General features: G+C 49.2%; 19 protein-coding genes and 1 pseudogene. 8 read left to right on the forward strand and 12 right to left on the reverse strand.

Features of this window, described 5'->3' with window-relative positions; genetic code table 11:
- Positions 1-70: 70 nt before the first annotated feature.
- The 3 genes from D3P09_RS12615 (at position 71) to D3P09_RS12625 (ending at position 3,059) form a co-directional block, all read left to right on the forward strand.
- Entirely contained in the window at positions 71-1,759 is a 1,689-nt protein-coding gene (locus D3P09_RS12615) for a ribonuclease J (protein WP_120110236.1), read from the forward strand.
- 84 nt (positions 1,760-1,843) lie between these two features.
- Complete coding sequence (locus D3P09_RS12620) at positions 1,844-2,479, forward strand: spore coat protein (protein WP_120110238.1); 636 nt, start codon at positions 1,844-1,846, stop codon at positions 2,477-2,479.
- Positions 2,480-2,540: 61 nt separating this feature from the next.
- Positions 2,541-3,059, forward strand: a complete 519-nt coding sequence (locus D3P09_RS12625; protein ID WP_120110240.1) for a DUF3231 family protein — start codon at positions 2,541-2,543, stop codon at positions 3,057-3,059.
- 179 nt (positions 3,060-3,238) lie between these two features.
- On the opposite strand, the gene D3P09_RS12630 is transcribed toward D3P09_RS12625, so the two are convergent.
- The 7 genes and pseudogenes from D3P09_RS12630 to D3P09_RS12660 form a co-directional block, all read right to left on the reverse strand.
- On the reverse strand, positions 3,239-3,982 hold the full coding sequence (locus tag D3P09_RS12630; protein ID WP_120110242.1) for an SDR family oxidoreductase: 744 nt from the start codon (positions 3,980-3,982) through the stop codon (positions 3,239-3,241).
- 287 nt (positions 3,983-4,269) lie between these two features.
- On the reverse strand, positions 4,270-4,935 hold the full coding sequence (locus D3P09_RS12635) for a TetR/AcrR family transcriptional regulator (RefSeq protein ID WP_243644116.1): 666 nt from the start codon (positions 4,933-4,935) through the stop codon (positions 4,270-4,272).
- A 151-nt stretch (positions 4,936-5,086) separates the two neighbouring features.
- Positions 5,087-6,226, reverse strand: coding sequence for a toxic anion resistance protein (locus D3P09_RS12640; RefSeq protein ID WP_120110244.1), 1,140 nt, complete (start codon positions 6,224-6,226; stop codon positions 5,087-5,089).
- 66 nt (positions 6,227-6,292) lie between these two features.
- Complete coding sequence (locus tag D3P09_RS12645; protein WP_120110246.1) at positions 6,293-7,981, reverse strand: vWA domain-containing protein; 1,689 nt, start codon at positions 7,979-7,981, stop codon at positions 6,293-6,295.
- A gap of 13 nt (positions 7,982-7,994) precedes the next feature.
- Positions 7,995-8,732: a hypothetical protein gene (locus D3P09_RS12650; protein WP_120110248.1), complete on the reverse strand. Its 738-nt coding sequence runs from the start codon at positions 8,730-8,732 to the stop codon at positions 7,995-7,997.
- Positions 8,733-9,056: 324 nt separating this feature from the next.
- Positions 9,057-10,280, reverse strand: a complete 1,224-nt coding sequence (locus D3P09_RS12655; RefSeq protein ID WP_120110250.1) for a hypothetical protein — start codon at positions 10,278-10,280, stop codon at positions 9,057-9,059.
- 191 nt (positions 10,281-10,471) lie between these two features.
- A pseudogene (locus tag D3P09_RS12660) lies at positions 10,472-10,791 on the reverse strand (response regulator); the annotation flags it as partial.
- Between the two features lie 220 nt (positions 10,792-11,011).
- Between D3P09_RS12660 and D3P09_RS27380 the strand changes: the two are divergent.
- Positions 11,012-15,184, forward strand: coding sequence for a fibronectin type III domain-containing protein (locus D3P09_RS27380; RefSeq protein WP_133304998.1), 4,173 nt, complete (start codon positions 11,012-11,014; stop codon positions 15,182-15,184).
- A 79-nt stretch (positions 15,185-15,263) separates the two neighbouring features.
- On the opposite strand, the gene D3P09_RS12670 is transcribed toward D3P09_RS27380, so the two are convergent.
- Both D3P09_RS12670 and D3P09_RS12675 read right to left on the reverse strand, forming a co-directional pair.
- Positions 15,264-15,959: a class F sortase gene (locus tag D3P09_RS12670; protein ID WP_120110254.1), complete on the reverse strand. Its 696-nt coding sequence runs from the start codon at positions 15,957-15,959 to the stop codon at positions 15,264-15,266.
- A gap of 58 nt (positions 15,960-16,017) precedes the next feature.
- Positions 16,018-16,269 (reverse strand): hypothetical protein, encoded by a 252-nt coding sequence (locus D3P09_RS12675; RefSeq protein ID WP_120110256.1) that lies wholly within the window; start codon positions 16,267-16,269, stop codon positions 16,018-16,020.
- A 295-nt stretch (positions 16,270-16,564) separates the two neighbouring features.
- On the opposite strand from D3P09_RS12675, the gene D3P09_RS12680 reads away from it, so the two are divergent.
- The 4 genes from D3P09_RS12680 to D3P09_RS12695 all read left to right on the forward strand — a co-directional run bounded on the left by D3P09_RS12680 (position 16,565) and on the right by D3P09_RS12695 (position 21,130).
- Entirely contained in the window at positions 16,565-18,040 is a 1,476-nt protein-coding gene (locus D3P09_RS12680; protein WP_120110258.1) for a sensor histidine kinase, read from the forward strand.
- Between the two features lie 6 nt (positions 18,041-18,046).
- Positions 18,047-18,739, forward strand: coding sequence for a response regulator transcription factor (locus D3P09_RS12685; protein WP_424452356.1), 693 nt, complete (start codon positions 18,047-18,049; stop codon positions 18,737-18,739).
- A gap of 136 nt (positions 18,740-18,875) precedes the next feature.
- Positions 18,876-20,372, forward strand: coding sequence for an S-layer homology domain-containing protein (locus tag D3P09_RS12690; RefSeq protein ID WP_120110262.1), 1,497 nt, complete (start codon positions 18,876-18,878; stop codon positions 20,370-20,372).
- Between the two features lie 32 nt (positions 20,373-20,404).
- A complete protein-coding gene (locus D3P09_RS12695) occupies positions 20,405-21,130 on the forward strand; it encodes an ankyrin repeat domain-containing protein (RefSeq protein WP_120110264.1) in 726 nt (241 codons plus the stop codon).
- A 66-nt stretch (positions 21,131-21,196) separates the two neighbouring features.
- On the opposite strand, the gene D3P09_RS12700 is transcribed toward D3P09_RS12695, so the two are convergent.
- The 3 genes from D3P09_RS12700 to D3P09_RS12710 all read right to left on the reverse strand — a co-directional run bounded on the left by D3P09_RS12700 (position 21,197) and on the right by D3P09_RS12710 (position 24,620).
- Positions 21,197-22,003: a hypothetical protein gene (locus D3P09_RS12700; protein ID WP_133304999.1), complete on the reverse strand. Its 807-nt coding sequence runs from the start codon at positions 22,001-22,003 to the stop codon at positions 21,197-21,199.
- A gap of 23 nt (positions 22,004-22,026) precedes the next feature.
- A complete protein-coding gene (locus D3P09_RS12705) occupies positions 22,027-23,442 on the reverse strand; it encodes an RHS repeat-associated core domain-containing protein (protein ID WP_120110269.1) in 1,416 nt (471 codons plus the stop codon).
- Positions 23,443-23,855: 413 nt separating this feature from the next.
- Positions 23,856-24,620, reverse strand: coding sequence for a tryptophan-rich sensory protein (locus D3P09_RS12710; protein ID WP_120110271.1), 765 nt, complete (start codon positions 24,618-24,620; stop codon positions 23,856-23,858).
- Between the last annotated feature and the right edge of the window lie 110 nt (positions 24,621-24,730).

A 24,730-nucleotide genomic window follows, 5' to 3' on the forward strand; every position in this document is an offset into this window, starting at 1 on the left:
AAAACAACCAAAATTGTATGCCTAACTTCGGACCATCGACTTTAGGATAATAACTGGAAGGACGGATAAGATGGCTCACCCTAACAAGCCGCAGCATGCTGGCAAGCTGTCCGTATTCGCGCTCGGCGGCGTATTCGAGATCGGCAAGAACATGTACGTGATTCAATACGGCGACGATATCGTCGTCATCGATTGCGGCTCCAAATTCCCGGATGAAAGCCTGCTTGGCATCGATCTCATCGTCCCGGATATTACATATTTGATGGAGAACAAGGAGCGCATCCGGGGGTTATTTATTACCCATGGACACGAGGACCATATCGGGGCTATTCCCTACATTTTGAAACAGTTGAATATGCCTGTATACGGGACTCCGTTGACGCTGGGTTTGATAAAAGGAAAGCTGAAGGAGCATAGTCTGAGCGATAAAGATTTGCATGATATTCACACCGACAGCGTCTTCGAGCTTGGCTCGCTGAAGCTCTCCTTCTTCCGCACGAATCACAGCATCCCGGATTGTGTTGGCATCGCGATCGATACCCCGGAAGGAACCGTCGTCCACACCGGAGATTTCAAGTTCGACCTCTCCCCTGCCAACAAGCAATTTCCTGATGTGCATAAAATGGCCCGAATCGGCGAACGCGGCGTGCTGCTATTGCTGTCAGAGAGCACGAATGCGGAGCGTCCCGGCTTTACGCCTTCCGAGAAGCTGGTTGGCGAAAGGATTGAGGAGGCTTTCCAGAAAGCTAAAAACAAAATATTCCTCACTACCTTCGCTTCCAATGTGAACCGGCTGCAGCAGGTCATCAACGCTGCCGCCAAAACCGGCCGCAAGCTGCTGCTGCTAGGGCGCAGCATGGTTAATGTCGTGAAGGTGTCCCAAGAGCTTGGGTATCTGGATATCCCTGAAGGAATGATCATCGAACCGAAAGAAACCGGACAATTTGGCCGCGAGCAAATCGCAGTGCTATGTACGGGTAGTCAAGGCGAGCCAATGGCCGCTTTGTCGCGTCTCGCCAGCTCTACACATCCTTTAATAACGGTCGATCCCGGCGATACGGTTATTTTTGCTTCTTCTCCGATACCCGGCAATGAGCGCAATGTAGCCAGCACGCTGGATCATCTGTATCTGCTAGGCGCGCATGTCATTCACGGAGGCCACGGAGGAACCGGCATGCACGTATCCGGCCATGGCAGCCAAGAGGAGCTAAAGCTGATGCTTACGCTTATGAAACCGACCTACTTTGTGCCGATTCACGGAGAATACCGGATGCTGCATCAGCACCGCCAGCTTGCTGTAGACGTGGGAGTCGAACGGGAGAACATCTTTATTCTGCGTAATGGGGATGTACTGGATATTAGCGAAGGGCAAGCCGTCAGCACGAGGCAAGTTCCTGCAGGCAATACGCTGGTAGACGGATTCGGCATCGGAGATGTCGGGAATATTGTGCTGCGGGACCGCAAGCATCTGTCTGAGGATGGCATCATCGTTATCGTCGTTACGCTCAGCCGCCAAGAGAACGCGCTGCTATCCGACCCCGATGTCATCTCGCGAGGGTTCGTCTATGTGAAGGAATCAGAAGGACTGCTTGGCGAAGTCAGCCGTATCGTCATCAGGACAATCGAGGAACTGCAGGAGTCAGGCAATGACTGGAAATGGTCTCTTCTTAAGACGAAAACAAAAGACTCGGTTGGCGCCTTCCTGTACGCGAAGACAAAAAGAAGGCCGATGATCCTTCCTATCATTATCGAGGTATAGGATAAACTTTTCCATCACATAAATAACAGCCCATGTAGGCAATTTAAACACGTTGCACCATTTAACTTTCGAGGAGGAAATAGTTTGGCAGCACATTTAGGCGCACACGAAACGATGGAAGTACATGAGGTGCTTTCGGCAGCAATCTCCATTATTAATACGATGCAGCTGTATCGTCCGCATGTAAGGGATCCGCGGCTGGCAGGAATCATGGATAAGCAGCTGCAATTCACGGTCAATGAATACAATCACTGCGTTCAAGCCGCTCAGCAATTGTCCGGCCAAGGAGCTGTCGCAGGTTCGCCTTATATGGCACCCAAAGCCTTTACACCAACTTACGGCCTGGACCATCCGGCCCCTGCAAGCCCGAACGCATCCCCGAATCAAATTGACGACAAGGATGTCGCTTGCGCTTTGCTGATGCTTCACAAATCTTCCGCATCCATGAAGATTATTGCCGCACTGGAATGCGCGAACCCGCAGCTGCGCTCCATGATGCAGCAGGGTGCAGTGAATTGCTCCGAGCAAGCTTATGAAGTATGGCAATACATGAACGAGGCGGGACATTATCAGGTTCCAACGATGAAGGAAATCACGACGAATACTGTATTGAACCATTACCAGCCTGCCAATGTAAATGTTAATGCAAATGCGATGAATACAGCTGGCTACTACCAAAGATCGGCGACGGCTATGACGTATCCGTCCATGACACAATAGCCATCGGACTAACCTTTAATTACGATGCCTGCAATGTCAGGTAAATAAGGAGAATCTAAACATGGGCATTTTATCTGGTAATCCGAAGGACAACCCGCTTCATTACGGCGAGATTTATGATATTTGGCAATTCTCCATGGTCGCCAAAGGCTGCATCTCCACATACAGCGCCCTCAAAATCCATGCAGGCGATAAAGATTTGAAGAAGCATCTTGATCAATGCATCGATCAAGCCAAGCTTGAAGCGGAAGAGTGCGATGAAATATTAAAGGAGAACGGCATTGCTCCCCCTCCTTCGCCACCGGCAAGGCCCGAGGCAAGATGGGAGGATATCCCTGCGGGGGCTCGATTCGCCGATAACGAGATCGCACCGATGGTTGCCGCCGACGGCGCAGCAGGGCTTGTGGCTTGCAGCCAAATTATGGGCAAGTCCATCCGTGAGGATGTAGGGGCCTTGTTCGCCAAGTACCATGCAACCAAAACGGCAAATGGCCTAAAGATATTGCGCATCAGCAAAGAAAAAGGATGGCTTGTCCCTCCTCCCCTCCAGATTAAACGCCCGGAAGCAGTAGAAGTATAGTCAGCGAATAGGGATGGCGCGGCCTTCGAAGCCAGTGCCATCCTTCCTTTTAGATACCAGCGCTTCTGCTAACTCTTTTAGAACCTGCTGCTGCCGGCCATATAGGTTCAGAGGCATGCAAAAAACCGGACCTCCAGGTCCGGCTTTTCTCTATCTTATGCTCTAAAACATACATGCGATTAAATAAATCCGCCGTTCGCGCGAAGCGTCTGCCCTGTCACCCAGCGCGACTGCTCGCTGGCTAAGAAGAGAACGACATCGGAGATATCCTGCGGCTCGCCAATCCGGCCGAAAGCATTCATGCTGCCGACTGCCTTAATCTGCTCCTCCGACTTGCCAACGGTGAACAATTCCGTATTCACTGGACCCGGCGCTACCGCATTGATCGTAATTCCTCTTGGCCCCAGCTCCTTCGCCAGCTGGCGCGTGAACTGCTCTACAGCGCCCTTCGTGCCTGCATAGGTGCTGTAAGCCGGGAACATCTGTCCAGCCACCGATGTAGAGAAATTAATAATCCGTCCGCCATCGCCCATATGCTTCGCTGCCTGCTGGATCGCAAAGAACGTCCCTTTCACATTGATAGCGAACTGCTTGTCGAAGTCTTCTTCCGTCGTCTGAAGCAGCGGCTTCGTAATCATAACGCCTGCGTTATTCACCAATATATCAACTCGTCCATAGGCGTCCAGCGTCTCCCGGAACAAGCGTTCAACCTCTGTTACCCCGCTTATGTCCGCTTGAATAGCGATCGCTTCGCCGCCGCGCTGCACAATGCCGGCGACAACTTCCTCAGCCTTGGCGGGACTGCTCGCATAGTTTACGACAACCTTGGCCCCATGCTGCGCCAAATCTTCTGCGATCTGCTTCCCCATGCCTCTTGATGCCCCAGTGACGAGAGCCACCTTGCCAACCAATGCTTGTTCCATCTCAATCCCACCTCTGTATCGTTATTCCGTTGCCCAGCATAGAAAGCATATCCATATATCTGTTGTTCTATTGCTAGTCTATCCTTATATGCCGCTTGAATACTTACCGCATGCGGCGTGAGAACATCATAACGCCGTGCAAAACAAATGTCAAATGACATTTTTTATTTTTTGTCATTCTAAATTACTCTCGCTCCCTAAATCCTCATATCGCCAAAACAAAGCAAAAAACCTCCGAACGGAACGTCGAAGGTTAACATCGTGAATTTCGTATGCGCTAATCTATCCTAAGAGCTCAACATGCCTCTCATCAGCAGCGTCCATACCGCTTCAAAGTCAGCTGCATTCCCTTCCAACAGCCATTCCGCGGCATGAGCGGGATGATGGAAGCGCGACGTCGCCAAAAATAATGCACGGGCAAGCTGAGCTGAATCTGCGGCCTTGAATTCTCCATTCTGCATGCCCTTGTCGATCAGCCGGCCCACCTGCTCAATAAGCCGCTCTACATGCTGCGCGATCATCTCTGCTTCGATTAGCGTAACGGCAGCATACATGCTGAACATCTCCGCATCCTGAGTGGAGAAGCTGCGTTTGAGCCCGATTAGCGTCTCCATCCATAAGCGCAATTGCGCAGCCGCGCTGCCGCCGGCCTCGTCCCCAATCGCCGCAAGCGGGATCGTAATGCTCTGATGCAGCCACCGCTCTGTCACCGCTTCCCGAATGGAAGCTTTGCTTGCAAAGTGGCGATATAGCGTGCCATGGCTGACCTTCAGCACCTTCGCTATATCGACTACGGATGTTTTGTCCGGTCCGAACCGGCGCAGCACCTGCTCCGCTGCATCCAGTATCGCCTCTCTTGTCAGAGGCAAGTCATTAGCCGTCATAGGAATCAGCAGCCGTATATTCACTAAAGCTCGAACAGCTGCTTGCCTCCCCCCTTTCACTCCGTTCATTATAGCACCGCTGAGCATGAACACAACTATCCATTTCCTTAAGACCTCTTGACGGACATGACTTGGCCCCAACATACGCGCATATACCAAAATGCCACAGCCAAGCTGGCTGTGGCACTCATCACATATGATCTTATTAGAACAATGCAGCTTACAAGCCGAGCTTATGCCCCTTCTCCAGGCGAAGAATCTGCTTCTCTCCCGTGTCGGCCAGCTCTCTGAATTGCGTGATGGTATCTCTCATCTTCGGCAAAGCATCCTGCTTGTAGGTGCTGATCGAATCCAGCGCGTCCAGCACATCGGAGAACGCCTGCTTAAGCGTATCGACCGAGATGCTCGTCTCCAGCGATTGCTTGTGAATCGCCGCGCCTTGGTTCTTCAGCATCTTGGACGTGCCGCTGATCATATTGTTCGTCGTCTCGTTGAGCAGCTCAATCTTCTGCAGCACAATTCTTTGATTATAGAGCGCGCTTGCCACCGTTACCGAAATCTTAAGAGCGGAGACCGTAACATTCCGGGCGCGGTCGACACCGCGAATCAGCTCTTTATTATTCCGCATGACGACTTCAATCGCCATAATGCCTTGCTGGTTCACGACCTGCATCTGCTGCAAATCCATCACCCGCTGACGCATCGGAAACAGCACTTCCTCGGTTATGAACCGAATCTTATCCTCCGATTCCATCCGAAGCTTCGCCGCTTCAATCTGGGACTCGATCTCCTGATCCATCAGAATGCCGAGCTGAATTTCCTTCTGCAGGCGCTTGGTCAGATCCCGCAGCGCTTGCTGCTCGAATTCCAGGGTCGTATTGTCGTTGCGCAGCACCGTCTTGCCTTTATCCAGCGATACTATAATGTCAGAGATGACCGAATCAGCCTTCTGAAACTTGGCAAAATATTGGCGCAGCGGATTAAAAAGCTTGCCCAGAAACCCGCTCTTTGCAAAGTCTATTGCGCTAGGATCCAGATCCTTAAGCTGCAGATGCAGCTCCGATAAGCCTTTCGCCACTTGCCCGCCTTCATCGCCGGTCTTGGACAGCTTCCCCACAGAAACCTGCAGCAGCGCGTTTTTATCCGAGGATGATCTCATCGTGTTCATGCCAAAGCTGTCGATCGACTGCAATATTTCTTTGCGCTTCTCCAGCGATTCGATATCGAGAGCCAGAATAGTAGATACGTTATTATGCGCAAGCTCCTTGAGCTGCTGCACTTCCTCAGGCTCCGGCTTCACCTGCTCTTCAATCGCGGTCTTGATTTCCTCAGGCTTAATCACTTCCATTGTGAAAGACATACAATCCCTCCTCAGCGAATAGATGCTCCGTCTATATCCAAGCACTTGACTTAAACCGAATGTAAATTACATCTGCACGTTCAGCAGATTGCCGATTTTGTATACGACATCATCGTTATCGGCATTGATGCTGGCCGCTTCATTAATACTTGATATGCTCTTCAGCGCTTCAATATTAGCGTTATAGCCGATCGTGTAGACCGGGATTTTGTAGGTTTCGATCAGACCTCGAATATCCTTAAGCGAATGTCCTTCATTCGTCTCCCCGTCACTCAGGACGAATATGACCGGCTTCACGTCGGGATTCACCGCCACCTCATCCTGAAGCATCTTCATAGCGACGACGATGCCGTCAAACGTAGCCGTTCCGCCGCTTGCCTGCAAGCTGTTGATCGCCCCGACGAACATGGACTGCTGATTCGTATCGTATTTGGCAATCGGCAGATTGACCGTCACGTCGCTGGAGTAGGATACAAATCCGATGCTATTGTCACGGCCGAGATACTTCTGACCTTGCAGCAGGGACTCCTTCAAGCGGTTCAGCGGCTCGCCGTCCATGCTGCCGGATACGTCGGCTACGAATACGGCTGCGATCGGCTTGCTGCCGTCCTTCTTCTCTTTCCACAGCTTCTGCGCGGATACCAGCGTGCCGCCGTCTACCGCTTCCAGCTCGGACTGGTATTCCTCCAGGCCGTTAAAGCCCTTCTCTGTTCCAAGCTTCTGATTCTTATCCTGTGCGACGAAATCCGCGAACGCCTTAATAATATCCCGTTTCTCCTGCGGCAGATCGCCAAGCGCGTACAACGGGCTGTCATGCCTTACGCCGAACGGCGTGAACACATAACCGCTCTTCAGATCAGCCGCATTGACATACGTCTGGTATTCCAGCACGAAGGAGTCCAGCATGCCCGTCTTGGCTGCGTCACGCATCTGAATCGTCGTCGAAGCGATGAACGGCACATTCTCCTGGAAGCGCTCAAACCCTTGCACCGCTGTCTCGCCCAGCAGATTGTTATGATCGAATGTGCGCAGCGAAGTGACAAGGAAATTAAGGCCCGTCGAGCTTGCAAAAGGATCGGTGTAACCCATCGACAGCTCATTATCCGCAATCGCATCTGTTATCGTCTTGACATTAATCGAACCGTACTTCTCGACCAGTTCGTCATACTTCGCTTTCCGTGTCACGATACCCGTCACGTTGCCGACTAGCCGCTTCGAGACCAGCTCGGCCGGCACCCCCTCGGCCTTCACCATCTCGCCCCACAGCTCATTCGACGGCGTGAATGCATCCGGGATATATTTGCCCGACCGTATGTAATCCGCAGCAGTACCGGAAGCGATATTGCGAATCTTCACGGATACCGGCTTGCCGTTCACCTGCGTATTCGACTGATTGAAAGCTTGAGCCACTTCATTCAGCCAGCCGTCAATGCCGGTCCCGGACTTCTCCGTGGAGGAGAAAATCTCAACAAAGCTGTCCGTCGAATTCTCGACCGACACCGCAAATTTCGAGATATCCGGCAAGGAATCGCCGACTGCTACCGGATCAAGGTCGATCTGGCCTTTTACCGGAACGGCATTTTTGACTTGAATATTTTTATAGAGCTTATCCAGCCGCTTGCCTGCATCCTCCATGGTCACCTGCGAATCCGGTTTGCCCAGGTTGGAGGTTAATGTAATTCCTGCATATACGAGTCCAAAAACAACAGCGGCTATAGCAATAATCACAAAAAACGCTTTGCCTTTGTTTGCCATGCTCCACTCCCCCTTATTGCTTATAATATTTGGTTTGGTTAATCAGCTGATCGATTTCCTTCATGCAAGGCATCTCTTCGACATCGCGGTAATCCGTGCTGCCCAGCAAAGAAATCTCCAGCAGCAACTTATCAAGCTTCAGCAATATCTCCTCATTCACGCCCAGATACCCGGACATATGAGACAAATACTCCTGATAGAGCGCCGCTTTCTCCTGGACCAGCCTGTTCGAGAAGAGGCCCGGCTTATTCTGTTGACCCGCAAAGCGGGCGAACTCCTGAGCGTCAAAGACGCTAAGCTTGTTCAAGATGCCGCGTATATTCAAATAAAACAGCTTGCGAACCTCGTCGATCACCGAAATAAACTTCTTATAGCTAAGCTCCGAAGGCTCGAACCGTTGCGCCAGCACATCAAGCAGCGTATCCTTCTTCTTGTCGAGCCGCTCCAACTGATCCATGGCGAGGGCGATTTCTTTCTTTAGCCCCTTCACATTGCGGAACTGAGCAAGCGCAGCTGCATAATCCTCGTGTGTCTTCACCTCTCTAACGGCCGGCACATGCGGAGGCTTGATCAGCAGCGAGTAGCTTCCATATGCCAGTACCAGGAAGCTGACAACCAGCAGCGTAACGCCGGAGGCCGTCTCCAGCACGCTGTCGCCGCCAATCTCCACTCCCAGCAGTCCCGGGGACAATACGACGATATTCACAACCACGACTCCGATCATTAATCCAAGCAGCTTAATGCCCTTCATTCGACACACCCCCTCCATTCCTTCGAATGGGCTATCCGAGCTATGAGTGGAACCATTATCCATCTCTCCATAAAATTAATTACGTGCGACGTTCCAGATCGATGCAAAATTTACAAGACAACATATTGCTGCCAGTCCGCATCCCCCTGTTATTTTAGCAGAGTTTACCTGTATTGGCTCCTTAATTTTACTGGACAATCTGCAGCCGGCATGCCGATTCGATTAACTAGCCCGTTCCAACTGGAAGCACACAATAATGGCTGTTCAACAAAAAGAAGAGCCCGAATGGGGCTCGGACTCTTCAAGCGCGGCGGTTGGCGCATATTATTTTTTCTTCTTCCAGGTTGTTCCGTCCGTATAATGCACGTTCACTACCGTAACATTCACCTTGGTCGCGTTTTCGAATAAATTCAATGTCCATACCATCGTTTCTTCGGCTCCAGGCGGAATCAAAATTTCTTGGGCGATCCCGAGGGTCAGGTTGCCATATCCAGGGAACGTAACCGGTCTTCCGAATGTGTCAAAGGTGCGAATCTCGATCTCAAAAGCATCAATCGATTTGCCGGACAGATTCTTGAACGTAATTTGCGGCTCCGGAACGCCAATCAGATTGTAGGCCATCGTCGTTCCTGTTACTTTAAGCGGGACATGATTATTCGCCCTAAGCTCACTCGCCAAATTCGTCTTGCGCACCTTCTCCAGCATAAGCGCATATTCCAGATATTTGGTTTTAACGTAATTGGCCTCGTCCTTATAAATGGGATTGTTGACGACTGCTCCATTCTCGTCCGTTGTCGATTGCAACACAATACCAAGGAATACATATTTCCATGCATCCGCATATTCAAAGTGTATCTCCGGGCTCACATAGGTGAAGTCCATTTTTTTGCTGGCCTCAATGCCGGAGAAGATATCCGAGAACGTCTCTACTTTCTGAGTCGCCCGATTATAGTAGAACAAGTCGAAATTGATAAAGTGGTACTTTGTGCCGGAATAATTGGATATATGAATGGAATAGTCCGCCTCTGATACTCTCATTCCAACCGGCAGGTCCTTGCCGGGATATTTGGACAGCGTCAATCGCTGTTCCTTGGCTTTTGTATCATAGCTGATCGATCCATATCGGAATAAATCTTCTGCGTAAATTGCTGTCGCATTATCCACATAGAACGCAGGCACTATGCGGTTATCCAAATAAACTTTAATATCCGTATAAAGGACATTAACCGGTTTTGCGCTTGTTGTATCCTTCATTTTCGCAAATTCATTGCGGCTCAAGTCTCTGCGGACAACGATATCCCTTTGCTCTTTATTCCATGTCGTGCTGAAACCAAAGTTTTTCAGATCCTTCGTAAACACAATCAGCTTGCCGTTAAATGTCATCGCAGGCACTTGTACGCCATTCACAAAAAACTTTGAAACTGATTTAGCAGCTTGGCCAAGCACAATTCCGGACTTCAATTCGGACATAGTAATCGCTTGGGCTGACATAGGCATCATCCAGATTGCTGCAGCAAGGATGACAACGAGCCATTTTCTCCACTTCACTGTATTTGCCTCCACATATGATAATCGGATATATTTTAATGGATTTTCTACTTTTTCCTATTAAAATACATCCTTCCATATTCTATATTAATATGCGAAGACTGTATAGACATGAATTATTATATTTTTCCATATGATAAAAGTGTTATTAATCCATAAAATTGCTAATACCTTACCCGAGCCCCAGTCAGCAGATCGAACAGCTTCGTTATATAATCATCCGCCCCGAATTCGAGGCCGAGAATTTTATCGGTTATGTCGGATTTGGCGGTAATCATCAGGATCGGCATGCCCGACTCCGCAGTTACTTTTTTGCATAGATCAAGCCCGCTTATATCTGGCAGCATCCAGTCCAGCAGGAGCAGATCGGTCCGGAATTGCTCTGCCTCGCGCAGTCCTTCCGCACCGGTGGACGCCGTCTTCACCTCATAGCTTTCTTGCTTAAGCCATAGGCAAGGAGGTCGGCGATAGCCGCTTCATCCTCAATGATAAGAATCTTGGTCTTCTCCATATGAATCTCCTGATCTACTTAGGATTTGACACCATCATAGCATGAGGAGGCAATATTTTTAAGACAAGAGCCTCTTGAAATCCGTTTATATAGATAATCAAAAACCATATATCTCCTCTACATCCATATGTAAATCATGGTTGGTCTTTTTTATACACTTTTTCAATAATTAACCGATAGTATTATATGTAACTTTAATTCATTTTCAAGGAGGAGAATCATGAAAAGAAGTACAAATGCAATAATTTTCTTGTTGATGGGCTTATTATGTATAACCGCATTTTCCCCGCATCAGGCAAATGCAAGTTATTCCCTGCCTAGCTCAAACGGTCAATATGAGCTGATTGTTGATGGAGGCCAGGTATCCATTAACGGAGTGCCTATAGAGCTGAAATGGCAACGTGATTATTCTTCCGGTCCTGGATCTATTACTTTTATACGCGACCAGACCATACGACCGCTTTCTGCAACAACAGTAACGGAAGCATCTTTCGGCACCTATTATTCAACATATACAGGTTATGTGCCTAATGCATACCGCGTTAGAGTGGATGTCGTATTTTATACATTAAGAAAAATGATGTTCGATAATATTGGCGGGTCTTACATTTCGGATTATGTGGATGTATATGGCTTTAATACGCCTCGGCAAACCACATTTCTAGACCCTCCCTTATATCTGATCATTGACGCAGACAGCAAAAAAGTAATTGATCTCGATTCCCGCCTTAATTTCTTCTATTATCAAAATGCAGAGCCTCGTTCATTTACAGCTGAAACAAGTGCAATACCCAAAGTAACAGCTCAGGCAACAGAAGATAGCATTCATCTGTCTTGGAATGCAATTCCGGGTGCATCTGCATATGAAGTGGAAGCAGACGGCTTTATTCACGAAGTAAACGATACTGCCTTCACGCATAGCAATCTGCAACAGGCAACACTCCACTCCTATAGAGTAAGAGTCAAGGGAGGGGTATGGGGACAGCTTTTCAGTTATTCGACAACCCCACCAACGCCTACTAATATCTCAACCGTTTCTGATACGGACAGAATTACAATAAACTGGTCGAATATACCGTCTATTAAAAACCATGAGGTGGAATTTAACGGAACGATTGTTAGTGTTGAACATTATAATTCACTCATTCAAAGAAATTTACCGCCTAATTCAGAAGCCGCTATCCGAGTACGGTCAAAAAACAGCGTGTCTTTCAGTGAGTGGAGTCCAACCGTTGTGGCGAAGACGCTGTTACCTACACCCGTATTAAGCGGCATTTCTTCCAGTGATAACATCACACTGAACTGGGAATCCGTTCCAGATGCCACATCCTATGAGTTGGACGTAGATGGCACTGTGATCAATGTCGGCAACGAGAAAAGCTACGTTCATTCTGGATTAGCTTCCGGAACTCAACATAGCTATAAGCTTCGTGCTCTAAGCGAGAATAACCATAGTCATTGGACAGCCGCTTTGACACGATGGACGAGTCCAGGCCTAACTACGATCTCTGAGGCCATATCAACCGCAAGTAATTCCATCAATATAAAATGGACGGCTGTGACCGGCACTAGCGGATATGATGTAGAAATCAACGGAGCCATATCCCACAATAACAGCACAACTCTAAATAAAATAGGATTGACGCCTAATACCGATTATACAGTTCGTGTCCGTTCCAAAAACACTGGCGGGACCGGAGAGTGGAGCCAGCCAGTCGTCGTGAAAACACTGTTGGCTACACCAACTCTCAGTGGGGCTTCTGATAGTGACAGCATTACGCTCAGCTGGGCAGCTATTGCTGGCGCTGCCTCCTATGAGCTTGAACTGGATGGCGTTGTCATCAATGTTGGCGACGTTACAACTTACATTCATGCTGGCTTAAATGTCGGAACTCAACACAGCTACAAGCTTCGTGCATTAAGTGAAGACAACAATAGCTTGTGGACAGCCGCGCTAACCAGATGGACCCTGCCAAGCACTCCCGTTATCTCTCAAGCTGTATCGAGCGCAAGCAGCTCTATTACAGTGCAATGGACAGCTGTGACGGGCACTAGCGGATATGATGTCGAGATTAACGGCGCCGTGTCCGGCACCAGCAATACAACTTTGACCAGAACTGGACTAACAGCCAACACTGAATATACCGTGCGAGTACGTTCCAAAAATGCTGGCGGGGTCGGGGAATGGAGTCAGCCGGTTGTCGTTAAAACCTTGCTGACCACGCCCGTTTTAAGCGGGGCTTCTTCCAGCGACGCCATCACACTCAACTGGAGCGCTATCGCAGGCGCAACTTCTTACGAGCTTGAATTAGATGGTACGGTCATTGCTGTCGGAGATGAAGTCAGCTACACCCATTCCGGCTTAGCAGCTGGGACCCAGCACAATTACAAGCTTCGCGCATTAAGTGAAGACAATGCCAGCCTCTGGACGGCTGCGTTAACGAGATGGACAATTCCAGGCATGCCTGTCATTTCTGAAGCTGTATCCAATACCAGCACGGCCATTACAGTGAAATGGGCATCTGTGGCTGGCACCAACGGATATGATGTAGAAATTAACGGAGCCGTATCCAGCAATACAAGCACAACCTTGAACAAAACCGGGTTGACGACTAATACCGATTATACAGTTCGTGTCCGTTCCAAAAATGCTGGCGGGACCGGAGAGTGGAGCCAGCCAGTCGTAGTGAAAACATTGTTGGCTACACCAACTCTCAGTGGAGCTTCTGATAGTGACAGCATTACGCTCAACTGGGCAGCCATTACAGGAGCTTCCTCCTACGAGCTTGAACTGGATGGCGTTGTCATCAATGTTGGCGACGTTACAACTTACATTCATACTGGCTTAAATGTCGGAACTCAACACAGCTACAAGCTTCGTGCAATAAGTGAAGACAACAATAGCTTGTGGACAGCTGCGCTAACCAGATGGACCCTGCCAGGCACTGCTTCTATATCCGAAGCTGTATCGAATGCGAGCAATTCCATTACATTGAAATGGGCAGCTGTGACAGGTTCGAGCGGCTATGACGTGGAGGTTAACGGGGCCGTATCCAGTGTTAACAACACAACGCTGACCAGAACTGGACTAACAGCAAACACAGAATATACCGTTCGTGTCCGTTCTAAAAATGCTGGCGGTGTCGGGGAATGGAGTCAGCCGGTTGTGGTTAAAACCTTGCTGACCACGCCCGTTTTAAGCGGGGCTTCTTCCAGCGACGCCATCACACTCAACTGGAGCGCTATCGCAGGCGCAACTTCTTACGAGCTTGAATTGGATGGTACGGTCATTGCTGTCGGAGATGAGGTCAGCTACACCCATTCCGGCTTAGCAGCTGGGACCCAGCACAATTACAAGCTTCGCGCATTAAGTAAAGACAATGCCAGCCTCTGGACGGCTGCGTTAACAAGATGGACAATTCCAGGCATGCCTGTCATTTCTGAAGCTGTATCCAATACCAGCACGACCATTACAGTGAAATGGGCGGCTGTGACCGGTACTAACGGATATGATGTAGAAATTAATGGCGCCGTATCCAGCAATACAAGCACAACCTTGAACAAAACCGGGTTGACGACTAATACCGATTATACGGTTCGTGTCCGTTCCAAAAATGCTGGCGGGACCGGAGAGTGGAGCCAGCCAGTCGTCGTGAAAACACTGCTGATCACACCTGTTCTTAACGGAACCTCTGCTAACGACAGCATTACGCTCAACTGGGCAGCCATTACAGGAGCTTCCTCCTACGAGCTTGAACTGGATGGCGTTGTCACCAATGTTGGCGATGTGACAAGTTATACTCATACCGGTCTTGGAGCCGGAACACAACATAGCTATAAGCTTCGCGCTTTAAACGAAAACAACAATAGCTTGTGGACAGCTGCGCTAACCAGATGGACCCTGCCAGGCACAGCGGCTATATCCGAAGCTGTATCGAATGCGAGCAATTCCATTACATTGAAATGGGCAGCTGTGACAGGTTCGAGCGGCTATGACGTGGAGGTTAACGGGGCCGTATCCAGTGTTAACAACACAACGCTGACCAGAACTGGACTAACAGCAAACACAGAATATACCGTTCGTGTCCGTTCTAAAAATGCTGGCGGTGTCGGGGAATGGAGTCAGCCGGTTGTGGTTAAAACCTTGCTGGCTACACCGGTGCTGACAGCCACTGCTACCTCATCTTCCATAACGGTGAATTGGGCGGCTATACCAGGCGCTGAGGGCTACGAGATCGACTTTAACGGCACGATCATTCATACAGAAGACATCTCTTCGTATACCTTTGACGGGCTAGCACCCAATACCATTTATAAAATCACCATCCGCTCTGTCTCCTCTGATAACGAAAGCACATGGAGCAAGGTGTTAAATCAAAGAACCGCTAGATAACAAAAAATTCCAACTTCGGGCAGGCCTCTTTTGAGGCTAGCCCTTTTTTCTGCGCGCTGGCTTAGATCAAGCTAGGATATCAAGAAGAGCTTTGTTCCTTAAGCTTTGTATATACCACCAATCTTTTATCGTATTGCTTTGATTTGCGATCGTATTTTCCTGTGCATGTAATCAAATTAAGGCGCGTCTCTTCCGTATCGCCATAGATAAGCTCTAGTGGTGCTTCATTCGCAGGATAGCTTGCCAGAGCCATTACCTCAAACTCCAGATACTCTCCAGAGGCTTGATGGACTTGCACGGAATCTCCTGCCTTCAACTGCTGCAGCGGATAAAATACTGCCGGCCCCTGCTTGCCGTCTACATGGCCGGCCATAACCGCATTGCCCGCTTCCCCCGGCAATACCCAAGGATACAGAACACCCACGGTGTCCACCGACGACGGAACACCCATCTTGCCATTCTCCAATACGCCTACTTCAACAACGGGGGCGTCAATATGTACAGATGGAATAACAAGCCTCCTGGGAACGGATAACTCAGCTTCTGGCTGATCATTGCCCGGAGTTCCCGATGGCATTGAATTAGAAATATCGGCCGGAGCTACTGGTGCAGGCGGCGGTGTTAGTAATGGCAACGGAGTTGCGTGCGCATAAGGGACGGCAGATGGAATGGGATGCGGGGTCACTTGTAAAGGATCGTTCTGACGCTTGTTATCCGAGCAGCCTGTTAACAACAATGAAATGAGTAAGACTATGGCTAAAACCTGTCTCTTCATGGCTCGATTCTCCTGAATGCCGAAGAGAAGAAGCTCTCTTCTCTTCGGCTGTCATTTATTATTTGCTCATGCCGCCATTGCCAGTCTCAGGCAATGCATAAGGACGAAGACCCTTCGCGTGAAGCTTGTGCTCGCGAGCTTTATGCTGCTTGGCATGAAGCTTGTGCTCATGGGCCTTCACTTTGTGCTCGGCCGCATGCATTTTGTGTTCGCGGGCTTTGTGATGCGGGTTCGTAGCAGCAGATGCCGATGCAGCGGATACAGTCAAAGCAACAGTTGCAGAGAGCATAAGAAGAGCTACTTTTTTCATGATGTCGATGTCCACCTTCGCTTATATTTTTTCCCCAGTGGTTAGAATCACCCTTCACCACTAACCTTATGACTGGTTTTAGATGGATCGAGAGATGTATAGCCGCGCAAGATTTGAAGCGTTTGTCCCCCGAAGAAATATTAGCTGCTGAATGGCAAAGGCTATTCTCTATAAGGAGAATGGCCTTTTTCATGATCTTCGGTTGCGAATCCAGGCTTTGTCCACTACAATTCATAATTAAATGCAAGCCGCTGCTTGCTGCTGAGGAATTGAACCAGGAAAGGAGAACTTGCGCATGTCCATCCGCTTCAGACTGCTTTTGTCATTCACCTCGGTCGTCGTCATCTCCGTTATCTTGTTCGTGCTGGCAGCGTATCTGCTCTCGGTTGCCGTAACAGGCGACTTCCGCAGCATCAGCAGCTTTTACAAGATTCATCTTTCCCTTCACCCCCTCTCCGAGGAGGAGGAGAATCTATTTCTCGACTTGAAATATTTGGCTAAGCACGACCCGGCTCAGCTCAAAAACAAGCAAATCCTTGAGGAATATGATTACCAGCTGAAAATGGTGCAGGCAATGCTCGTCGTAAGGGAGAACGACAAGATCCTGTACGCTGCTCCGAAGCTTGAAGATGCCAATCTGACCGGGGCATTGCCGTCTTACGATATGTACAACAACACCATTCGCAATACGATGAATGCGGGCAATCATTTTTATTCATACGCGAAGTTTGATTTCTACTTCTCCGCCGAGTCGGATGTGAAGGGCAGCGTCTTTGTCATGCGGGAGCGCAGCCCCTTCGCCGAGATGGTCAGAACCTTGCTTCCCTTGTTAATATTCGTCTTTGTCGCGATATTATTATTAACCGGCTTCCTTCTCTACCGCTACGTCACCCGAAAGATCGTCCATCCGCTGGATCAGCTCCGCAAGTCCGCCGAGCATATCAAGGATGGCGATCTGAGCTATGAGTTGAAAGCCTCCTCGCGCGACGAGGTCGGGCAGCTCGTTCAGACATTCGACCAGATGCGCGAGAAGCTGCATCAGTCGATCCAGCTTCAGCTCCATTACGAGGACAACCGCAAGCAATTGCTCTCGAACATATCGCATGATCTGCGAACGCCAATCACGACAATCAAGGGATATGCGGAGGGCATCCGGGACGGTGTGACTCATACGCCGGAGAAGCAGGAGAAGTACGTGGAGGCCATTCATACCAGAGCGACCGATATGGAACGGCTGGTCGACGAGCTGCTCTTCTACTCCAAGCTTGATCTGAACAAGGAGCCCTTCTCATTCGAGCAAGTAGAGCTGAGTCCGTTCCTGCATCGCGTTGTAAGCGAGCTGTCGATCGAGCTCGACAACCAGACCGTGGAGGTTCGCTGGGATGAAGAAGAGCAACCGCAGCCGATATTCGTACTGGCTGACCGCGAGAAGCTGAAGCGTGTCCTGATGAACCTGCTGGACAACTCCCTGAAGTATATGGATCAGCATCCCAAGCAATTGGCCATCGGCATCAAGCGCCAGGAGGATGGAGTCCTAATCAGCATCACGGATAACGGACCCGGTATTGATCCGGACGCTCTGCCCCATATCTTCGAGCGATTCTACCGTGTCGAGCCGTCGCGGAGCCCTTCCGTTCGCGGCAGCGGACTGGGGCTTGCGATTGCGAGGCAGATTATCGAAGGCCATGGCGGTGAGATATGGGCGGACAGCGCGCCAGAACAAGGCACGACCATTTCTTTTACTTTAAAAAACTTTGTAGATCGTCGGTGATGAATCGTGAAGCAACTGTTAATCATTGAAGATGACCCTTATATTGCGGAGCTGCAAAAGGACTATTTCCTGCTGCATGACTTCGGCGTGGACGTGTGCCTCGATGGACGCGAAGGCGTGGAGAAGGCGCTTGGCGGAGGTTATGACCTTATCATTCTTGATCTCCAGCTTCCGGGCATGGATGGCTTCGAGATCTGCCGGACGATCCGCGGCCAGCTGGATGTGCCGATTCTGATCGTATCCGCCAAGAAAGAGGATATCGATAAGATCCGGGGCTTCGGGCTTGGCGCTGACGACTTCGTCACGAAGCCGTTCAGCCCGAACGAGCTGGTCGCCAGGGCGAAGGCGCATCTGGCGCGATATGAGCGGTTCACAGGTGGGCAAAAAGCCGCGAATACAGATCGGATCGATATCCGCGAGCTGTCCATTCATAAATCGTCACATCGCGTGTTCGTACATGGCAAGGAAGTCTCGCTTACGGCCAAGGAATTCGAGGTGCTTCTGTTCATGGCGTCCAATCCGAACCATGTGTTTAATAAAGAGGAGCTGTTCGAGCGAATATGGGGCTTGGAATCCAGCGGCGATATCGCTACAGTAACCGTCCATGTCTCCAGAATCAGAGAGAAGATCGAAGCCGATCCCTCCAATCCCCAGTTCATCGAGACAGTCTGGGGCGCCGGATACCGGTTTACGATATGATAGCCTGACCTTCGATTTTGCAAAAAGTTATCCTTCCGTTTAGAAATTGTTTATACTTTCTTATCTGCTGATTTAGAGTGGTCGCTTAAGATGAATGTAAGCTTCACACCACTACTATGGAGAGGAAGATAAGCAAATGAAAACAATCAATCAGAAAGCGGCTATCGTCGCTCTATCAGCCATTATCGGCGGAGGCGCTTTGCTCCCGTTCACGGCAAAGGCGGCATCACTGGCGCCTGTAGCCAATATTCAGCAATCTGCAGTTACAAATTTCAACCAGCAAGCCGAACAGGCGATTCAACAGCTAATTAACCAAGGTGTACTGAGAGGCTATGCAGACGGCAGCATCAGAGCCGACAAACAAGTAACCAATGCCGAGATGATGAAGATGATTCTGCTCGCGCTGAATCCTGACCAAGGCAAAGCAGCTCAGCAACTGGAAGGCAAGCAGGACCGCTGGTACACTTCGTATCTGGACACCGCTGCCGCAAGCGGCCTGGTAGAAAGCGCAGACGCCCTGCAGCCGAACGCTCCGGCAGCAAGCTCCGATATCTCGGCGATCATCGCCAAGTCGCTGCAGCGTGATGCCAAATCCGTTCAATATTGGATGGAGCAGCTCGATGCCGGGGAACAAGGTCTGACTCGCGGACAAGCCGCTCAGCTGCTGGTATTGTCCGAGAAGGCGATTCGTTCCGAAGCCGCCGAGATCGTATCCATCAGATCGCTGAACAAAATTACGCTGGAAGTGACATTCTCCGCACCGCTTACGTTGGAGGATGAGACGACAGCTGCTGCCAATGCCAACTTTGCCTTCGACCATGATCTGAAGCTCGTCAATCAGCCGCGTCTGAAGACGGGATCCATTGCCACTTATATCGTTCCGGTACAGACGATGACACCAGGCACAACATACACAACAAACTATAAAGGCGAACAAAAGCACACGGTACTGGCAAGCGATGAGATGATTCAGCTTCAAGATGTCCGCCAAGTAACCGCCGATACGTTCGAAGTAGACTCCTTCCGTGCAGACGGAGTTGTCGATTACGGCTACCTGATCTCCGCTTATGCAGGAGGCCGCGGCGCCAATGCGATCGTCGTGGATGAGAATAACAAGTGGAACGGACAGCCGATGCAGATTATCTCTTCCCTAGCGACAAGACAAGCTACGCTGACGCCAGAGGGCGGAGAGCCGATCACAGTAGGCTATGTGGGCTTCACGCAATCGACCGACGGCAAGCAAGAGCCGAAGTTCCGTCTGCCGGCTGGCACTACGCTTCAGCCTGGCGTGAAGTATACGGTAACAGCGGACTGGTTCGAGCTTAAGAACAACACGTTCACGGCTGAAGCAATGTCGCCGCTCCAGATCGCTTCCGCAACGAAGGTCGATGCAGCTACGCTGAATGTAACGCTGACAGCGGACCCTGGCGACGAGCTGTTCGCTTACCGCTCGGTTCAATTGAAGGGCTCTGACGGCACGACCCTGACCGCTCAATATAAAGTACAAACCCGCAAAGGCGCAGTTGGCGTATTCGAACTGCAGAATGAAGGCAAGCTTGCGGATGGCGTAACCTATGAAGTGACACCTGTAGGCAGCTGGGCGACGGCAACTGACGTAACCCTGCAATCATAAATTAACGTTAATCTTGAGAGAAAGGATGGGACATGTTGCGAATAAGCGTCTTGATCCTGCTAGCCCTAGCCCTGACCGTATCCGGCTGCCAGAGCGGCCGCGGCTCTCAGACGGAAGGCCAGCCGCAATCCTCCCAGACGGTGAATGATGTGGGAAACCTTAACCAGAATCAGTCATTATGGAACGCAGTCGCAGAAGGAGATCAGGATACGGTCCTCAAGCTTCTGATTGATGGCGCCGATCCGAATGCAACCGATGCGAAAGGACGGACATCCGCCATGATCGCCGTCCATTCGAATCAATTAGACGTATTCAATCTGCTTGTCCAGCATGAAGCGGATATCAATGTCCGCGACCAGCGCTCCGACAATCCGCTGCTCTATGCGGGAGCCGAAGGGCTGCTCCCGTTCGTCCGGGCCGCTGTCGCAGCTGGCGCGGATACGACGCTGACCAACCGGTTCGGCGGCACGGCCCTCATCCCCGCCGCTGACCGGGGTCATGTCGAGATCGTGGAGGAGCTGCTTACGACCTCTGATGTGAACATTGATCATGTGAACAATCTGGGTTGGACCGCTTTGCTGGAGGCTGTCATACTAGGCGACGGGGGCGAGCGTCACCAGCGTATCGTCGACCTGCTGATTGAGCACGGAGCCGATGTCAATCTCGGCGACTCCGCAGGCGTCACCCCGCTCCAGCATGCGAAGAAGCACGGCTATCAAGAGATGATTAAGAGCTTGGAGCAAGCTGGGGCGCGGTAGTCGAGCTGAATCACAAAAGGGCTGTTCCGCAGATCATCTGCTGGAACAGCCCTTTTGGCATTTGGTCTATTCACAAGTAAACTTAAGAACAGTGTCTTTGATCTGTTGCTGAAACGTAAATCCAGGGTCTTGCAAGTGTATATTTTCCAAAGAGAAGCCCTTTACACCTACTGCTTTGAAGGTATTGTTTCCCTCGACGAAAGCAAGCGGTGTATAGGCAGCATATCCATCGTCTCGGATCAGCCAAGCCGAAGCGCCCTCCTCATACTCAAAGAAATCAGTTAGGTAAGCTGTAGCGCCAATCCACTTCTCCCCGCCTTCTCCTCGGACGAAGTCTTCACATAGATAGTATTTTAACTGAGCTTCTGCCGCAGCAATCATCTGGTCTTTGCGTGGAGATGATCCATAGTTTGGCTTACGGGGCTTCTCGATCGAAATTGGAAATTGAGCCACGGACTCCCACTTCCCTTTCGGCCAGCTCGTTTCCCCTTCGCTCACTTGTCCGTCTCCGTATACAATGTCCACTTTCCGCTTTAACACGATCAGCCAATCCGCCTTATTGGTGTGGGCATACACCGTCTCCTCCCCTGCTTCATCGGCATATACTCGGACGTCTACATCAATCGTTTGACCAACGAAAGGCTCAAAACTTTTTTCACTAACAGTCTCGTTAATATGGTCCCGACTAGTCCACATTCGATAATTGGCATATTCTATAACTGCATTTTTAATAGCATCAACGGTGTAACCATCAGGAAGAATACTCCTATTCAATTCAACTTCTTCCTGACTATTAGGTTTGGTTACAGAACAGGAAGACAAGAGTAGCGCAGTACACATCAGAATGCAGAACGTTCGCCATTTGTTTTTCACTTTATGCACTCCAGTTCTTCAGTTTATATATTGAAAAAGATATTATGCCTGTTCCGTTTGCTGCTGTCGTCCAATTGTGATTGTGATTCAATAGCAGATTTTTGGGGCGGATTCTGATATGAAGAAGTTGTATCATAAACGATGACTACATTTTTCATATCGACGATACCAACCCCGCTTCCCATATCGATGCGTATCCCAGAACCAACAGGTGTCTTATTGTAGCCGACATATGATAGCATATAGTAGTTCAAGCCCACAAAATAAAGGTGGTTCGATATTCCGTGTCCTTTTGGTATCAAGTTATCGTAGTCCATCGTGCTGGTAGTATACGTCATGGTACATGCTGACCAGATAGCCGTTTGCCATTGGTTCGAACTCGTGCTTGGAATTCTTGCATGCTTCGTCTTATCAGCGTCACTTCCAGTAATAGGTTGAAATTGTCCTGATTTAGTAGCTACTCCGTGATACGTTGATCCACCAAATTTAGTTTGGTTGGCATTTTTACGGTTGATGATGACCCATGCGACCGAATACTGGTCAATGGGATTAAGCGTATTTTCCGCATATAACAATCGAGCTAACAGTTCAAGAGTACTTAAGTTGCTATACCAATTTGTACTGTGAGTGTTAAAAGCTTTACCGAAGGTGTTGCTATTCAAGCTGTCCGTTTGACATTGCTGGATTTGCATAATCAACTGATAGTTGGTCATTGGAGCAATAATTCCGTTATTTTTCATCAATACCTCATCCAACGGAAGGGAAGGCAGCTTATTAGCACCTTTAATATATTCATTCTTTACAGAGTCATAGTATCTTAACCCGTTGTAATACCATTGGGTTTCTTCGTCGTAGTACAAGGAGTATAGTCGAATGAGATTGATTGTACCGATAAAGTCACGCTCTTTGCTTCGATCCACCCAACTACCATCCGGGCCTTGCCCAAGAATGGATGACACAATTCCGTTCGAATCATATTCATATTTAGCCACCTCTTTTCCATTCTCATCCAAAATGGAAATGACACTGAAATTGCTATCTTTAATATAGTAATAGGTTTCTTGGTTCAGTATAAATCCTGTAATAGTTTCAAAGTCGTCGTAAAGATAATTGATCTGTAATGCTTCTCTTGTTTCAGAGACAAGATTATTAGAATTATCATCGTAAGTATAAGTAAATTGGTTATTATCCGTTTTTTTGGCGATTCGATTGTTCTTATTGTTATATGAGTAATTAATTTCGTTCGTGCCGATAGACACTTTGGTTAATATTTCGCTTCCCGGCTCTACATCCCAAGAAAGCTCTTTACCCTCTGTTTGTTTTTGGATTTGATACTGCCCTCTGTCAGATGAATTCTCCGACGCGTGCACCGCTAAAATATTCAATGAACTGAAAACCATTGTGACCGCCAATAAGAGCTTGAGCTTTTTAAACTTCATAAATAATACCTCCTTTAGTACTCTATTATCTTACTGCTTGCCAAACGTCTAACTCTCTATCGCTCCCTCTTAAAAAGATCGATAATCACATCTATAAATTACCATAAATACCATTTTTGTAAATAGCTCTATGTGGCTATATTGATATATTTGTATTAAAAATTTGACTAGTTTAAGTACTTAAATAAACTCAAAAACGGGTACGATGCGTCTCCTGTATTTGATATGTGGTGGAGCTATCGCATGTCTTAACGATACTGATGCTTCCTTTCTGTATCAGTTGACTTACTAAAATATACAAAAAATAACGGTGACTTCATAGCCACCGTCATTGTTCTTAAGTACTCAATATAGGAACACAACTCGGATCAATTAAGTTACACATACTGCCAAATAATACTCATCTGTACTTGTCACGCCGTCTCCGTCCCTCTGCCCCTCACCAATTTCACGACAAGGAACAGTACAACGAGAACCAACAGCGCAGCCAAAGCGTAGCTTGTATAAGCCACCGTCGGATAAGCCTGCTGCTTGATGCCAATGGCAATGAACGCCCAGATGAAAACCAGCATGCAGGCAATGTCCTTATACTTAAACCCCAGTGCCAAAGCGACAACAGTCGCAATACCCAGCATAATGATCGCCCACGTTGTATCCGGCAGGCCCCATCCGTCCCACCCGCCAGCAGACAGCGCAACTGCCACGTTCACGATTGAGGCTACGCATATCCAGCCCAGATAGATGCTGAACGGCAGCCGGACCGACCATCTCTCTGCATGCCGCGCCGGCTTGGCACTGTTGATCTTGCTATAGACGATACCTAACGTAATCAGCAAAGCGAACATCATAAATACGCTGCTCGTCAGCCGCTCATGATGCCAAAGCAACAGCCAGCCGATATTGAACAAGCAAGACAGAAAGAAAAACACACCGATTGCCGCCACCCTGCCGCTGGCCCTTCCGTCCTTCGTAAAACCATAGATGACGAACAGGAACAACAGCATATAAATGATGGACCATATGGAAAATGCGTAGCCTGCAGGCGTAATCAGCACCGGATGCTGGGCCGATATCTCGCCGGTCGTCTTGCCGCCGATGGGCAGCTTGTTCGCTAAGAAATTGACGATAATCATGCCGAGAAACCCGATCAAATTAAGCCAAGCGTATATCCCCTTCATAGGCAGCCTCCAATGTTTGTATCCCATCCTGGTCGTGGACCTGTACAGCCCTTGTACTGGGTATGTTATGCCTTTACCCGAATGGTTATGTTTTAAACATGGAGGACTCC

Source organism: Paenibacillus pinisoli (assembly GCF_003605435.1).
Taxonomy (GTDB): domain Bacteria; phylum Bacillota; class Bacilli; order Paenibacillales; family Paenibacillaceae; genus Pristimantibacillus; species Pristimantibacillus pinisoli.